The organism is Mesorhizobium sp. M0016, from assembly GCF_040324035.1.
Classification (GTDB): Bacteria; Pseudomonadota; Alphaproteobacteria; order Rhizobiales; family Rhizobiaceae; genus Mesorhizobium.
The window spans coordinates 17,012-31,776 of the sequence record NZ_JAMYVM010000032.1 but is presented as its reverse complement, the minus strand read 5'-3'; the positions used below and the strand labels follow the sequence as shown (position 1 = coordinate 31,776).

Annotated in this window: 16 protein-coding genes and 1 pseudogene; 4 read left to right on the top strand and 13 right to left on the bottom strand. The window is 64.2% G+C overall.

Going from position 1 to position 14,765, the window contains the following annotated elements; genetic code table 11:
• Positions 1–183 precede the first annotated feature (183 nt).
• On the bottom strand, positions 184–306 hold the full coding sequence (locus tag NKJ88_RS33055; protein WP_460221811.1) for a hypothetical protein: 123 nt from the start codon (positions 304–306) through the stop codon (positions 184–186).
• A gap of 236 nt (positions 307–542) precedes the next feature.
• Here NKJ88_RS33055 and NKJ88_RS29830 point away from each other — a divergent pair, with 236 nt between their 5' ends.
• Positions 543–1,493 (top strand): helix-turn-helix domain-containing protein, encoded by a 951-nt coding sequence (locus tag NKJ88_RS29830; RefSeq protein WP_196813577.1) that lies wholly within the window; start codon positions 543–545, stop codon positions 1,491–1,493.
• A gap of 139 nt (positions 1,494–1,632) precedes the next feature.
• Here NKJ88_RS29830 and NKJ88_RS29825 read toward each other — a convergent pair whose 3' ends face one another.
• From NKJ88_RS29825 to NKJ88_RS29780, 10 genes are all read right to left on the bottom strand, one after another.
• Positions 1,633–2,619 (bottom strand): branched-chain amino acid ABC transporter permease, encoded by a 987-nt coding sequence (locus NKJ88_RS29825; RefSeq protein WP_023823615.1) that lies wholly within the window; start codon positions 2,617–2,619, stop codon positions 1,633–1,635.
• 5 nt (positions 2,620–2,624) lie between these two features.
• Positions 2,625–3,521, bottom strand: coding sequence for a branched-chain amino acid ABC transporter permease (locus tag NKJ88_RS29820; protein ID WP_023686860.1), 897 nt, complete (start codon positions 3,519–3,521; stop codon positions 2,625–2,627).
• Positions 3,518–4,246, bottom strand: coding sequence for an ABC transporter ATP-binding protein (locus tag NKJ88_RS29815; protein WP_081726827.1), 729 nt, complete (start codon positions 4,244–4,246; stop codon positions 3,518–3,520). Before NKJ88_RS29815 ends, NKJ88_RS29820 begins: the two co-directional genes overlap by 4 nt.
• Positions 4,227–4,964: an ABC transporter ATP-binding protein gene (locus tag NKJ88_RS29810; RefSeq protein WP_023723345.1), complete on the bottom strand. Its 738-nt coding sequence runs from the start codon at positions 4,962–4,964 to the stop codon at positions 4,227–4,229. Before NKJ88_RS29810 ends, NKJ88_RS29815 begins: the two co-directional genes overlap by 20 nt.
• 142 nt (positions 4,965–5,106) lie before the next feature.
• A complete protein-coding gene (locus NKJ88_RS29805; RefSeq protein WP_023735714.1) occupies positions 5,107–6,315 on the bottom strand; it encodes an amino acid ABC transporter substrate-binding protein in 1,209 nt (402 codons plus the stop codon).
• Between the two features lie 55 nt (positions 6,316–6,370).
• The gene (locus tag NKJ88_RS29800; protein ID WP_023710100.1) at positions 6,371–6,760 is read right to left on the bottom strand and encodes a nuclear transport factor 2 family protein; all 390 of its coding nucleotides are present in this window, start codon (positions 6,758–6,760) and stop codon (positions 6,371–6,373) included.
• A 17-nt stretch (positions 6,761–6,777) separates the two neighbouring features.
• Positions 6,778–7,572 (bottom strand): MoaF C-terminal domain-containing protein, encoded by a 795-nt coding sequence (locus NKJ88_RS29795; RefSeq protein ID WP_352446572.1) that lies wholly within the window; start codon positions 7,570–7,572, stop codon positions 6,778–6,780.
• Between the two features lie 13 nt (positions 7,573–7,585).
• Entirely contained in the window at positions 7,586–8,374 is a 789-nt protein-coding gene (locus tag NKJ88_RS29790) for an SDR family NAD(P)-dependent oxidoreductase (protein WP_023823617.1), read from the bottom strand.
• Between the two features lie 264 nt (positions 8,375–8,638).
• Positions 8,639–9,226, bottom strand: a complete 588-nt coding sequence (locus tag NKJ88_RS29785) for a YceI family protein (protein WP_352446571.1) — start codon at positions 9,224–9,226, stop codon at positions 8,639–8,641.
• Positions 9,227–9,261: 35 nt separating this feature from the next.
• Complete coding sequence (locus NKJ88_RS29780; RefSeq protein ID WP_027050215.1) at positions 9,262–10,155, bottom strand: hypothetical protein; 894 nt, start codon at positions 10,153–10,155, stop codon at positions 9,262–9,264.
• A gap of 208 nt (positions 10,156–10,363) precedes the next feature.
• On the opposite strand from NKJ88_RS29780, the gene NKJ88_RS29775 reads away from it, so the two are divergent.
• Together NKJ88_RS29775 and NKJ88_RS29770 are read left to right on the top strand one after the other, a co-directional pair.
• The gene (locus NKJ88_RS29775) at positions 10,364–11,866 is read left to right on the top strand and encodes an aldehyde dehydrogenase family protein (RefSeq protein WP_155923229.1); all 1,503 of its coding nucleotides are present in this window, start codon (positions 10,364–10,366) and stop codon (positions 11,864–11,866) included.
• A gap of 4 nt (positions 11,867–11,870) precedes the next feature.
• Positions 11,871–13,460 carry a GMC family oxidoreductase gene (locus NKJ88_RS29770; protein ID WP_023695130.1) on the top strand — a complete coding sequence of 530 codons (1,590 nt, stop codon included), beginning with the start codon at positions 11,871–11,873 and terminating at the stop codon, positions 13,458–13,460.
• Here the strand turns inward: NKJ88_RS29770 and NKJ88_RS29765 are convergent.
• Positions 13,441–13,776, bottom strand: a complete 336-nt coding sequence (locus NKJ88_RS29765) for a hypothetical protein (protein ID WP_023807576.1) — start codon at positions 13,774–13,776, stop codon at positions 13,441–13,443. The genes NKJ88_RS29770 and NKJ88_RS29765 overlap by 20 nt on opposite strands.
• Here NKJ88_RS29765 and NKJ88_RS29760 point away from each other — a divergent pair.
• Positions 13,736–13,989: pseudogene (locus NKJ88_RS29760) on the top strand (MBL fold metallo-hydrolase); the annotation flags it as partial. The gene NKJ88_RS29765 and the pseudogene NKJ88_RS29760 overlap by 41 nt on opposite strands.
• A gap of 23 nt (positions 13,990–14,012) precedes the next feature.
• Here NKJ88_RS29760 and NKJ88_RS29755 read toward each other — a convergent pair.
• Complete coding sequence (locus tag NKJ88_RS29755) at positions 14,013–14,756, bottom strand: ATP-binding cassette domain-containing protein (protein ID WP_023823621.1); 744 nt, start codon at positions 14,754–14,756, stop codon at positions 14,013–14,015.
• Positions 14,757–14,765: the final 9 nt, after the last annotated feature.

The window sequence follows — 14,765 nt, the reverse complement described above, 5'->3', positions numbered from 1 at the left end:
ATCACCATGCGAGATCGAAACTCGGCACATCATGAGCCGACTGCATCGACATTGCGGCGACTGCCTTCGAAGCAGGAGCCGATCGAGAGGCAATATTGCGGCGTTTTAGATCCCGGCCTTCGGCTGCCCCCCGGGCGCAAGCAGCCAACCGGTCGGCGATCGCAACTGCCGCGAACATCTATTTCACCGGCTCGGGCATCGCAGCCCTACCTTCGGCGGCCGCGAGCCGGCTCCGACCCGCTCACCCAACTCGATGGCGACGCCCTCACCGACCGCGGTCACGGTGCCCGAGAGTTCATGCCCCATGATGCGCGGATAGGCCAGGTAGGGAGCTTGCCTTCAAAATATGGTAGTCGGTCCCACAGAGTCCGACATGGCTGATGCTGACCAGCGCCCATCCGGCTTCCGGCTGGCCGGGCGGCGCGGCGTGAATCACCTCCGCCGTTGCGGCAAAGATGCTTATCATGTTAAGGAAGACGCGGCGCTGCCGCAGCGTCACAATCCCGCGACAAGACGGGAACAATGAGAATGTGGAGGAGACTATGACCGCCCACCACGTGAGCGTCGCCGATGGCGAGGCTTTCCTATCCGCGTCGCGGATGCTGTTCGGCCCGATCACCCAGCGTTTCTCGCGCGGCGAGGCGCCGTCGCTGCCGAAGCTCGTGTCCGTGCATCTCGGCTCCTGTCGGCTCTCCGAGATCAAGGCCAAGTCGCATCTCGTCGTCAGCGACCGCACCTTCTGGCGTAGCTTCGATCCCGATGCGATCAAGATCCTGATGCAGCTCAGCGGCCGCAGCCGTTTCGAGCAGAAGGGGGTCGCGGTCGATCTCGGCCCACGCGCTGCGATCATCTATGATCCAATGCGCAGCTATTCGCTGCAAAACCTGTCGGATGTCGACCAACTCATCCTGCAGGTGCCGCGCTCGACTTTCGGCGACGGGACGTTGACGCGTCTCTCGGCGCCGGTGCCGTTGCCCGGCAACGACGATAGCCTTACCCATATCGTTTCCGGTCTGATGCAGATGGCGATCGGCACCGCGCACAAGCTCGACGACGCCAGTTGCCGCCGTGTCGGAGAAAGCCTTATACAACTCGTCAACGGACTGATCCAGGCAAGGCCGACGGCGCCGGAGTTCCGCCGCTCGCCGCTGGAAGCGCTGCGTGAACGCATCGTCGCCTATATCGACGCCAACCTGGCGCGTTCAAACCTGTCGGCCGAGGACATAGCCCGCCACATGGGCTGCTCCCGCCGCTATCTGCACCGCGCCTTCGAAGGCGAAGGCACCACACTGGAGCGATTCGTGTGGGATAGACGGCTGGAGCGCAGCAAGGAGGAGCTGCTGTCGCCCGCCCGCGCCTCAGCCTCCATCTCGGAAGTCGCGTTTGCCTGCGGGTTCAATTCTAGCGCACATTTTTCGCGGGCGTTCAGAAGCAAGTATGATGTTGCGCCGAGAGACTTGCGGGAGCGAGTGCGAATGGTGGTGGTGCATTAGGAAGGTGCTGCTAGCCGTACCTTTATCGGATACCGCAAACTGTTTTGCACCCATATACGGGCACATTTTATCTCACCTTCTCAAGGACTCTCACTCCCGACCTGCAGCGCTTACGTCTCAAAAGGGCTATACTCAGGCCTCAAGCTGTCTGCGCCCGGCCCGCAAAACTCCGCATCAGCCCCTTCGGCAAGAACAGCATCGCCAAGATGATGGTCAGACCCGAAATCACCGGGTGGTAATCCGGCACCACTATGCGCGCCAGGTCGAACACCGCGTACATGACGAAGGCACCGAGGATCGGGCCGAGCACGGTGCCGGTGCCGCCGACCACAGTCATCATCAGCGGCAAAAGCATCCAGTCAAGGTCAAAGACGGAGTCCGGGCCGACATGGAAGATGTAGTAGGTGTACAGGCTGCCGGCGACGCCGGCGATAAAGGCGCTGCCAGCAAAGGCGGCGACCTTGACCCTTAGCGTGTCAATGCCGTTGGCCGATGCCGCCATCTCGTCGTCGCGCACGGCGACTAGCGCCAGGCCGTAGCGCGAGCGCATCAGCAAGCGGATGGCAAGCGCCGTGCCCACCATCAGGCCGAGCCCGACCAGATAGTGCGGCAAGAGCGTATCGAAGGTGCCGGCGGGCGCCACGACGCCGAAGGCGCCGCCGGTGAAATCACCGCCATTGATGAACATCACCTTGACGATCTCGCCGAAGCCGAGCGTGCCGAGCGCGAAATAGTCGCCGCGCAGCTTTGACAGCAACGGCAGGCCGATGATGATGGCGGCGACGGCCGCGACCAGTCCGCCCAGCATCATCGTCGCCGGGTCGAAATAGTAGATCCGCGGATAGGCGTCATAGAACGAGCCCCAGAGATAATTGCCGCTCCACAGGATGGCGGTGGTGTAGGCGCCGAGCCCGAAGAAGGCATGGTTACCGAGGCTGATCTGGCCGCCGAAGCCGGCAACGAGGTTCCAGCCTTGCGCCATGGTGGCGTAGATGAAAACGAAGAACAGGAGCGAAAAGGCATAAGAATCGATCGCGCCGGGCACGAGCGGCACCAGCGCGAGGGCCGCGACCACAGCAATTGCGATCCCAATCCAGAATTGTTTCGGCAAGGCTTTCTTGATCATGACGCTCAAGCCTTCTTGTAGGGCCGGCTGAACAGGCCTTCCGGCTTGAACATGAGCACCGCCAGGAACACGCCGTAGGCTATGGCGTTGGTCCAGCCGCCCGAGATGAAATACTGCACATAGGCTTCGATCAGACCGAGGATGATGCCGCCGGCAAGTGCGCCCGCTACATTGCCGATCCCGCCCAGCGCCAGCGCCACCAGCGCCTTGAGGCTGAAGATGAAGCCGGCGAACGGGTTGAACGGGAATGTCGTCGCCACCGCGACCCCGGCCGCTCCGGCAAGCGCTATGCCGATCGCGAAGGCGATGGCGTTTACGCGGTGCGGGCTGATGCCCATCAGAGTCGCCGCCTCAATGTCCTCGGAGGCCGCGCGCACCGCCTTACCAACCAATGTCTTGCGCAGGAACAGCACCACCAGGCCGGTACCGGCGAGCGCAATCACGAAGCCCATCGAACGGGTGAAGGAGGTGCGCACGCCCAAAATCTCGATGCCGCTCGCCGTGTAGGAGGTGACGATCGCCGCGGTGTTGCCGCCCCAGATAACCGTCATCAGGTTCTGGATCAGGAACATCAGACCGACCGCGATCAAGAGCGAGATGTTGCGGTCCTCCGCTGCCGCCGCGCGGCGAAACAGGCCTTGGTAGACCAGCCAGCCGACAACGAGCCCGACGGGCACGACGATCAGCAGCGACACGAAAGGGTCGATGCCGACGCCGTAGAACAGCGCTCGTACGAAATAGGCGGACAGGATGATCATCGCGCCCTGCGCCAGAAAGATCAGCCGCATGGTGCCGAAGATGAGGCTGAGGCCCACCGCCGCAACGCCGTACATGGCGCCACCCAGCGCGCCGTTGAGCGACAGTTGCAGCAGGATTTCGGGAGGCGGAATGTTCTGCATCATTGCACCTCCAATACGCCCATATAGGCCTTCTGGATTTCGGGATCGGCGATGAGCTCGGCACCGGTGCCTTGCATGGCAAGCTCGCCGGTTTTCAGCACAAAGGCGTAGTCGGCGACCTTCAGTGCCTGATGGATATTCTGCTCGACCAAGAGGATGGTGACGCCCTGCTTGTGCAAGGTCTCGATCAGAGCGAACATCTGCTGCACCACGATCGGGCTCAGCCCCAACGACGGTTCATCGAGAATCAGCAGCGACGGGTCCGACATGGTGGCGCGCGCGATGGCCAGCATCTGCTGCTCGCCGCCGGAGAGCGAACCGGCCTTCTGCCCTGCCCGCTCCTTTAGCCGCGGAAACAGCGTGTAAGCTTTCTCCAGCGACTGCTTGAAGCGCTTCCGAACTTTGGGTTGGAAGGCGCCGAGTTCGAGGTTTTCCAGCACCGTCATCTGCCGGAACAGGCCGCGCCCTTCCGGCACATGCGCGATGCCCATCTTCGCGATCTCCTCCGGCGCCTTGCCGGCCAGCAGCGCGCCAGAGAGGAAGATCTCGCCGCGCTTCGGCTTCAGCAGACCGGAGATGGTCTTCAGCAGCGTCGTCTTTCCCGCGCCGTTGGCGCCGACAATGGCGACGATGCTGCCGGGCTCGACGTGGATCGACACGCCCCACAACGCGCCGACGTCGCCATAGGCGACTTCCACGTTGTTCACTTCAAGCAGCCGGTTCGCCAAGATAGGCCTCTATCACTTTGCGGTTGGCAACGATCTCGCGCGGCGTGCCGTCGGCGATCTTCTCGCCATGGTCCAGCACGATTACCCGGCTGCACACCTTCATGATGGCATCGACCTTGTGCTCTACCCACAGGATCGAGACCCCCTTGTCTGTGCGCACGCGGCGAATGACATCGACCATGCGCTGGATCTCGGTCGGGTTCAGCCCCGCCATCGGCTCGTCCAGCAACAGCAGCCCCGGGCGGGAGGCGACGGCTCGCGCGATCTCCAGCAGTCGCCGGTCCGACAGCGTCATGTGTGCAGTGCGGATATCGCGCTTGCCAGTCAGCCCGACCAGTTCAAGGGCCTCCTCGGCGGCTGCCGTCGCATGCTTGACCCGGCCGCCGGAGCCATAGACGGCGCCAACCATGACGTTCTCGAAGGCGGTCATGGTCAGGAACGTGCGCACCAGCTGGAAAGTGCGGGCAATGCCGAGCCGGCAGATGCGATGCGGGGCCGTGCCGGTGATGTCCTCGCCACGGAAGCGGATACGGCCCTGGGTTGGGGTGTAGAGCGCGGTAATTACGTTGAACAGTGTCGACTTGCCGGCGCCGTTGGGACCGATCAGGCCGATCAGCTCATTGGGTCCGACGGCGATGTCGATGTTGTTGAGCACGACAAGCCCGCCGAACCGCTTCTGGATCGCCTCGAGGCGAAGCAAGGTCTCGTCAGGCTGCATCGTGTGTTTCCGTTTCTCCAGGGGAAGCTGTCCATGCAATCTGTCGAGGTCAGCGCCGCCCTCGTCGCCCCGCCGCCCTTCTCCCCGCGTACGACGGGGGAGAAGGGGCGGGCGGCAACGTCGGAGCCCGTGCCCTCGCCGCTCAGCGCTTGTCCCAGGCCGGCGCCGGCTTGTAGGTCCAGTTGCCATTGGGGAAGATCAGCTGGTGCTTGCCTTGCCACCATTGCGTGGCGACGCTGGGGATCAGGGCAAAGCCTGTCTGGTCGAATTTGAGATCGCCGACGACGGTGTCCTTGAATTCCTGGTTGAAGATCACGTCATGCAGCGCGGCGGCATCGGTGGTTCCCGCCTTTTCGATCGCCTGCGCCAGCACCTGCGCATTAGCGTAGAAGGCGCCGACTGTGACGGAGTCCTTCTTGAATTCGGCCTCGTAGCGATCTCCGAGTTCCTTGGCGCCTCGATAGGGATAGCTCGACGACCAGAAACCGTCAGTCATGATGTAGTCTGAATCCGCTCCGAGCGCTTCGTGGAACTCGCCCGTCCAGGTGCCCTTCCAGCCATGCAGATAAGGTACGGAGAAGCCGAGCTCCTTCATCTGGCGCAGCAGCGTCACAGTGTCGGCCGGCGAGCCGAACACCAGCATGGCGTCGACGTTGGCGGCCTTGAGCTTGGTGATCAGTGCCGAGTAGTCGGTGGCCCCGATCGCCCAGGGATCGTCCACGGCGAAAGTGTAACCATATTTCTTCGCAGCCGCCTCGAAGGCGCCGCCAAAGCCCTTGCCGTCGGGCGAATCCTCGGTGACAAGAGCCGGGTTCTTCGGCTTCTCATTGGCCGGCAGCTTGTTCCAGATCTCGAATGGCACTTCGGCGCCCGGCCCCGGGTGGAAGAAGAAGAGGGCCGAATATTTGAGCTTCAACGGCTGCCACTCGAACGGGAACGCCGTCGTGATCATGTAGAACTTCTTGTATTTCTCGGCGACGATGGCACCGGCGATGTTCATCGGCCCGGAATGGGTCGATAGCAGCGCGTCGACCTTCTGCACCTTGATCAGGTTTTCCAGCGCCGAGGCGACCTTGCCTTCCGAGCTTTCGTCGTCGGCGACGACGAGGCGCACCGGCAGCTTCTTGCCGGCCGACTTGAGCATGATGCCGCCAGCCTTGTTGATATCGGCCACCGCTTGCTCATAGGCCCATTTCTGCTCCTTGCCGTCGCCGGCCAGCGGCCCGGTCAAGGAGATCGGCGCGCCGATGACGATCTCATCGCCGGCGGCATTCGCGACCCCTGTGACGCCGGCCGCAACTGCGGTCGCCAGCACCAGGCCCGCCAGAATTGCCTTCAGATTTTTTCCCATTGCATCCTCCCAGGTTGTTTCATCGGCCAGACGCATCGGCGCCCGCCCGCATGCCTCAGACCGTCGCTGCCGCGACCAGTCTGGTGTCGGTGAATTGCTCGAAACTCACGGCTTTACCGTCGTCCATCTCCCAGACATGGACGACGCGCGCGGACATTGGCTTGCCGGTCTTCCTGTAGGTGCCCGAATAGGTGCCGATGCCGACGATTGTGGCGCCGCCATCGACCAGTCTTTCGAGCTTCAGCGTGTAGCCGTCCCACTCCTCGCCGATGCGCTTGAAGACCCCCGCTATGATGGCGTCGGGGCCGACATAGGTGCCGGCATAGGGGAAGCCCGCCATTTCGGTCCAGGCGGTGCGGCTGGTGATCGGCGCCATCATCGCGGCCAAATCTTTGGCATCGGAGCCGGCGTAATGAGCCTTGATCGCTTCGTAGTTCTTGTTCATCGCGTTCTCCCGCACGGTCAGACCGGCGCCTTGCCTTCGTCATAGACGGTTCTGGATTTCTTCTCGATGTGAGCGCCTGCCGGCTTGTTCTCGACCTTGCCCAGGCCGGTCACGCCGAGGAATTTCCCGGTCGAGCGCATGACGTCCCAATTGTAGAAGAACAGCGAGGCGACCGGGATGATGAACTCGCGAAAGCCGAACACATATTGGTTGTCTGCAAACTTCCAGGTGGTCGCGAGGTCGACGTCGCCATGGCCACGCTGGATGCCGACGAGGTTCTGCCAGCCATAACGCTCGGAGCTCAGATAGATGTGCTCGTAGACGTGGTTGGGGCTGTAGGTGTAGTGCGCGGTGAGCCCGATCAGGTCCCGGCTCGGCGCCGGCTTGATACCGGTCGGCGCCTTGCCGGGATCCCCGAGTACGCCGGCCGACCAGGTCTGCGCGACGAGCGGCTCGCCGGGCGCTTCGCCTTCTTCACGCACCCGTTCGCGCACCGACAGCACCCGGCGCGTGCTGGTGTTCACGACGTAGGCCTCATCCTCGGTCGGCAGGGCGGCGAAAGTCATGTTGATGAAGAACACATTTGCGGCGACTTCGAGCGCCTCGTACCAGTCCGCCCCCGCCTCGCTACCCTCGCTCCACGCCACCGTGTCGGCCGACGTGAAGGCAAGGTCGATTGTTCGCCCGGTGTCCAGCGTGATCTTGAAGGTCTGGCCGCGCAACGCTGACGTCGTCGCCAGCCGGTTGGTGGCGATGCCGGCGGCGAAATCATCGAAATGCTTCCAGTCCGCCGGCCTGTTCTGGTCCTTCATCGCACTCTCCCAATCAATCGACAAAAGCTAATGTCGGCAGGTCGACGACGGTAGCGCCGCCGTCGACGGTCAGGATCGAACCGTTCATCATGGCCGCCTCGCTCGAAGCGACGAAGCAGATAACGTTGGAAACCTCTTCCGGTGTCGCCGGACGGCCGAGCGGCACATCCTTGGTCACCAGACGGTAGGCCTCGTCGGTCGAGCCAAGTCCGTGTTTCTCGACGATCAGCGCCATCTGCTCGTCGGCCATGTCGGTTGAGACCCAGCCCGGGCAGATGATATTGGTGCGCACGCCCTTGCGGCCATAGTCGCGCGCCAACGATTTGCCGAAGCCGATGCAGGCATGCTTCATGGTGACGTAGCCGGCAGCGTCCGGGCCGGCAAACAGCCCGGCGATCGAGGCAACGACGACGATGTTGCCCTTCCGCGCGAGCAGGTCCGGCAGGCATTCGCGGGCGCAAACGAAAGCGGTGTCGAGATTGGTGCGCGTCGCCAGGCTCCAGGTTTCGTCGCTCATCGAAATCGTCGGGCCGACACCATGGCCGCCGGCATTGGCGACGAGGATATCGACCGGTCCAATTTTTTCATGCACTTCGGCAAGCGCCGCACGCACCGCCTTCGGATCGGCGGCATCGCCCTGCACCACCAGACCGCCAATATCCCTGGTGACGGCCTCCAGCGGCTCGCGCCGCCGGCCCATCAGCACCACCTTGGCGCCGTCCGCCGCCATGCGCCTTGCGACCGCGGCACCAATGCCGGTGCCGCCGCCAGTGATGAAAGCCGTCTTTCCGGAAAATCGCATGGTTCCATCCCGATTGGTGCTGTGCCGGCTGCGCCGATCTTCGCTGGGCATAGTGCGGCATCAGCCGTTTCGCGTCTTGTCCAAGCGGGAACTTTGTTTTGACTGAGCGCGCACTTCGCGCCTCGTCCATTGATGCCGCGCGACCTCTCGGCCGCGCGGCAGCCGCCACCCCCGCAAGAGCAATTCCAGGAAAGTGTGAAGCGGTTTTCCCGGGGAAAGTGCGTAGCGCTTCCCCTGGGGAATTGCGCCAAACAAAGAAGGGGCCTATTTCTTCACCGCTTCGAGATCGATGACGATGTCGACATCCGGGCCGAGGCCGAAGCCGGCGGCAGCCTTGGCCATCGGGAAATCCGCGGTGCTGATCTTTCCGGTGGCCGTGAACGCTGCCTTGGTCAGCGTCGCATCCCAGGGCGCCGGCGCCTCGTTGATCAGCGTCACGTCGAGTGTGATCTCCTTGGAGACGCCGCTGATGGTGAGATTGCCGGTCACCTTGCCGGTCTTGTCGCCGACCTTCTCGATCTTGGTGCTCTCGAACAAGATCGCCGGGAATTCGGCGGCGTTGAAGAAGTCCGGGCCTTTCAGGTCGCTGTCGCGCTGGTCAAAGGCGGTGTGCACCGAGCCGACATCGAGCTCGGCCTTCACGCTGCTCTTCGACGGATCGGCCTTGTCCATGACGATGGCGCCCTTGACGGCATCGAACTGACCATGCGCGATGCCATAGATGCCGTGCTTGATGGTGAAGGTGACCCAGGCGTGCTGGCCATCGATCTCGTAGTTTTCGGCGTGCGCGGCCGATGCGAATGCGCATATCGAGGCAAAGGCCAGCGCGGCCGTCAGTTTTCCTATTGTCACGTATCTCTCCCCATTGTTGGTTGTCATTTCTTGGCTCAGGAAAAGCCAAGCGCGGCTCCGTGCGGCGCCCGAACGATGGCCGTGAGGATGGCCAGCATCGCCGGGATGGCGATCAGCAGACCGGCAACCAGCGGCCGCAATGGCCTGATGCCGGGAACAAGGCGCCGCAGCGGAGCGGGCACCAGGGCAGCCACGATCAGCGGCAAGGGCGAAAGCACCAGCGCGACCGGATTGGCCTTAGGCGCCAGCAGCGCCATCTGGATCAGCACCGTGGCCGCGGCGTAGACGACGATCAGCTCGGCGCCCTTGCTCCAGGCGGCCGCCGTGCCGCCGCGCAGCACCGCGATGTACTGGACGAGGCACCAGCCGCCGGCGAGCGCGGCCAGCGATCCCAGCAACTGCCCGGTGACGATCGACGCGCCAAGCACCGAGATGATGGCGCCGGCCAGGCACATGGCGAGCATGGCCGCGGGTGCCAGGAACGGATCCTCCACCGGCGGCGACGGCAAAGCCTTCAGGGACAGCAGCATCGCGACGCCGACGATTGCGAGAAGGCCGGTGACGAGGGCTGCGATCATCTGCGGATCGAGCGAACCGCCAGCAAGGCGGCGCCAGCCGAGCCACAACAGCGCCGCCGCAAGGGCCGCGGCGACCAGCACGCCCGGGGTGCTCAACAGGCGCTCGGGCAACAGCCCGATGAGAATACCGGCAACAGCGAGATAGATCAGCTTCTGGCTGGCGGCGACGGGCGGCACGACCGGCGGGCCAAGCGTGTCCCAGTAGAAGAACAGCAGCAACGCGGCCCAGATCAACGAGAGCGCCGGCGAGGATCCCGGCAGCGCAAATCGTGCCAGCAACGCCATCGCCATGCCGAGCACAAGCGGCAGCGCCGCCGTGGTGACCATCGGATTGCCCAGCAATGCGCTCAATGCCGACACCTCTTCGACGTCAGGGAGGCTCGCGCAAAACGCGCGGCTCGATGCGATCCTGATCTAGGCCACTCAATCGCGAGGTGTCTTGTCCGAGCGGGAACTTTGTTTTGACTGAGCGCGCACTCGCGCCGCCTTTGGCTTGAAGCCAGTCCATGCGCTCCATAACCCTCGCTGCACCGTGTTCATCAACATCGAGGAGGATGGCATGAACGAGAGAATGGTGCCGCCGATCAGCCCAGCCGCCGCCGCGTTCCTGGCGCGTTCGCACCGGCCCTTCATCAATGGCTGCTTTGTTGACGGCCTTGCCGGTAACGACCTCCCCGTCGACGATTCCGCCTCCGGCGAGATCGTCGCCCGTGTCCCCGAAAGCGGCCCCGAACTGGTCGATCGGGCGGTGCACGCGGCGCGTGCGGCGCTCGAAGGCCCCTGGGCGTCGATGCGGCCGGTCGATCGCCAGAACCTGATGCTGAAACTCGCCGACGCGGTCGAGGCCGACGCCGACCTTCTGGCCGAGATCGAAAGCATCGAGAACGGCAAGTCGCTCGGCGTCGCCCGTATGCTCAGCGCCGGCGGCACCGTCGACTGGCTGCGCTACTATGCCGGCTGGGCGACCAAGATCGAGGGCTCGACCTTCCAGGTGTCCATCCCCGTGCCGCCGGGCGCCAGACACCAGGCGATGACGGTGATGGAGCCGGTCGGCGTCGTCGGCGCCATAGTGCCGTGGAATTTTCCGCTGCTGATCGGCATGTGGAAGATCGCGCCGGCGCTCGCTTGCGGCTGCACCGTGGTGCTGAAGCCGCCGCAGGAAACGCCACTAGGCCTGCTCAGGCTCGCCGAACTGATCGAAGCCGTTGGCTTCCCGCCGGGCGTCGTCAACATCGTCACCGGCAGCGGCAGCGTCACCGGCGAGGCGCTGATCCGCCATCCCGGCATCGACAAGCTGACCTTCACCGGCTCGACGGAAGTCGGCAAACGCGTCGGCCATGCGGCGGTCGACCGTGTCGCCCGCTTCACGCTGGAGCTCGGGTCGAAATCGCCGATGATCCTGCTTGCCGACATGGAGGAAGGCATCGAGCCGCTGGTCGCCGGCCTTGGCATGTTCTTCAACCAGGGCCAGGTCTGCACCTCGGCCTCGCGGCTCTTGATCGAGAAATCGATCTACGACCGCACGCTGGCAAGGCTGGCCGAAATCGCCGACGGCATGACGCTGGGCGCCGGCCGCGATGCCGAAGCGCAAATCAATCCGCTGGTCTCGGCCAAGCACCGGAAAAGCGTCGAGGGCTTTGTCGAGCGTGGACTGGCGGCCGGAGGCGAGCGGGTCAGCGGCGCGCGACCGGTGCCGGCCAGGGGCCATTATGTGGCGCCGACCATCCTGCACAATGTCCGACCCGACATGGAGATCATGCGCGAGGAGGTGTTCGGGCCGGTGGTGGCGGCAATGCCAGTCGCCGACCTCGACGAGGCGATCCGCATCGCCAACGACACGCGCTATGGTCTCTCAGCCTCGATCTGGACCCGCGACCTGGGCAAGGCGATGACCGCCATCCACAGCCTAAAGGCCGGCACCGTGTGGGTCAATTCGCACAACACGCTCGACCCCGCCGCACCGTTCGGCGGCTTCAAGCAGTCCGGCATCGGCCGCGAACATGGCCGTGCCGCGATCGAAGGCTATCTCGAGACCAAGACCGTCATCATGCGCTACGCCTGACACGATGAGCGCCGAATACGACTACATCATCGCCGGCGCCGGATCGGCCGGCTGCACGCTGGCCAACCGGCTGGTCGGATCAGGCAAGCGCGTGCTCCTCGTCGAGGCCGGGCCGGCCGACAACACCAGGCTCATCGACATGCCCGCCACCTTCGCCAAGGTGATCGGCACGGCGCGCAGCTGGATCTACGAATCCGAGCCGGAACCGAGCGTCGGCGGACGCCGGCTGCCGGTGCCGCAGGGCCGCACACTGGGCGGCGGCTCTTCGATCAATGCCATGCTCTATGTTAGGGGCCAACCGCAGGATTATGATGGCTGGCGCGACCTCGGCTGCCCCGGCTGGGGCTGGGACGAGGTGCTGCCGGTGTTCCGGCGGCTTGAGCGCAACGAGCGCCTCGCCGGCGAACGCCACGGCACCGAGGGACCGCTCCCGGTCTCCGATCCGCGCTACCGCCATCCGTTGTCCATGGCCTATGTCAAGGCGGCGCAACAGGCCGGCTTCCGCTACAATGACGACTTCAACGGCGCCGGGCAGGAGGGCGTCGGCTTCTACCAGACGACTACATCGAATGGCGAACGCCAGTCGGCGGCAAAAGTGTTCCTCAAGCCGCTGGCCGGCAATACCAATCTCACCGTCGTCACCGATGCGCTGGTCACCGGCGTGACGCTGGAAAACGGCGCGGCGAGCGGCGTTGCCTACACCACTTCGGATGGCCGGAACCACGCGGCGACGGCAAAGGCCGAGGTGATCCTCACCTCGGGCGCGCTGGCAACGCCGAAATTGATGATGCTGTCGGGACTGGGACCCGCCGAACATCTGGCCGGGCTCGGCATTCCGGTCATCCGCGACATGCCTTCGGTCGGCCGCGACCTGCAGGACCATGTCGCCGCCCCCGTCTATGCGCTGACGCGCCAGCCGATCTCGCTGCTCGGCGAGGACCGTGGCCTGCGGGCGCTGCGCCATGGCATACAGTACATGCTGTTCCGCAGCGGCCTGCTCACCTCCAACGTCGTCGAAAGCGGCGGCTTTTTCGACACCGATGGCGACGGCCGGCCCGACATCCAGTTCCACGTCCTCCCGGTGATGATCGAAAGCGCCGAGCACGGCTCGATCGATCGCCACGGCATGGAGCTCAACCCTTGTGTGCTCAGGCCAAACTCGCGCGGCATGGTCAGGCTGCGGTCGCGCGACGCGGCCGCCCCGATCCGCTTCACCACCGGCTTTCTGACCGATCCCGGCGATCTTGCCCTGCTGCTCGCCGGCATGAAGATCGCCCGCACCATCCTGCGTCAGCCGGCCCTGCAGGCGGTGATAGCCGAGGAGCTGTCGCCGGGCGGGGCCGCCGACCTTTCCGATCAGTCCATAACAGACCACATCCTCGAACACGCCAAGACGGTTTATCACCCCTGCGGCACCTGCCGGATGGGCACCGATGACCAGGCGGTGGTCGACCCGCAATTGCGCGTGCGCGGCGTGCCGCGCCTACGCATCTGCGACGCCTCGATCATGCCGCGTCTCATCAGCGGCAACACCAACGCGCCGGTGATCATGATCGCCGATCGGTGCGCCGATTTCATCCTCGGCAGCGCTTAGCGAGAAACGGGCAGCCCAGAGAAATCCAGGCTGTTTTGAGACGGTGTATCTGTCCAGCGCATGCAGCGACTTTGTCGCGACCGAAACCGGACAGCTTGACGCCGCCGGGCGGCACGGTGATGTCGGCGCCGCCATACATTGCATAGGTCCTATCAAATCGAGACTGGGATAGCGATGCCAACGCGCTGCTGTTGGCCGCCAGAAAGCTGGTGCGGAACGCCTGGAGAAATTCAGGCGATGCAGGCAGCTTCACCAGACGCAGCAGTTCCAGCAGCATCCATGACGGCGCCGAAGTCGCGCCCGGCTTCCAGATCATCGCTGCGCCGGCCACACGCCCGGCCACTCGGTCTACCTCGCAAACTACGGCAAGGAACAGCGCATGATTTCGGGCGACACGATGTATGTGCCAGCGCTGCTGGCGCCGCATCCGGAGTGGCAAGGCAGCTACGACCAGGACGGGCCGATGGCGATCACCACGCGGCACAAGCTGATCGATCGCGTGATCGCCGACAACATCCGGATCTCGGGCGGGGGCTCTCAGAGAAGTTCCTGCTATTGCTGCTGCAGGCCGGTGATCATGGCAATGATCTCGTTCTTATCGGTCTTCGCGGTCTCGCGAATTCCAATCTGCTTGCCACGCCTGAGAACACAGATGCGGTCGGAGAGCTTGAAGACCTGGTCGAGGCTGTGGCTGATGATCAGGATGCCGACATTGCGCTGCTTCAGCGACTGGACGATAGCCTCCACCCGGGCGGTTTCGGCAACGCCCAGCGCCGCCGTCGGCTCATCCAGCAGGATCAGCTTGCTTGCCCAATGCGTGGCGCGCGCGATCGCAACGCCCTGGCGCTGGCCGCCGGAGAGATCGCGGATAGTGGCGTGGGCGGAGGGGATGCGCACGTCCAGTTCCTTCACCAGTTTCTCGGTCTCGTCGATCATGCGGCGGCGGTCGAGCAAACCGAGGCGGTTCAGCGGCTCGCGGCCGAGGAACATGTTCATGTAGACCGTCTGCTGGTCGGCCAGCGCAAGGTCCTGGTAGACGACCTCGATTCCGTGCGCGCGCCCCATGGTGGCATTCGACATCGTCACCGGCTTTCCTTCGATGACGATGGTGCCGGACGAGGGCGGGTGGACGCCCGAGACGATCTTGACCAGCGTCGACTTTCCGGCGCCGTTGTCGCCGACGAGTGCAACGATCTCGCCCGGGAAAACCTCGAGCGAAAAACTCTCGATCGCGGTGATGCCGCCGAAATTCTTGCGAATGTCGTGCAGCTGAAGGATGGGCGTGCTCACCGTCATGTGTTTCTC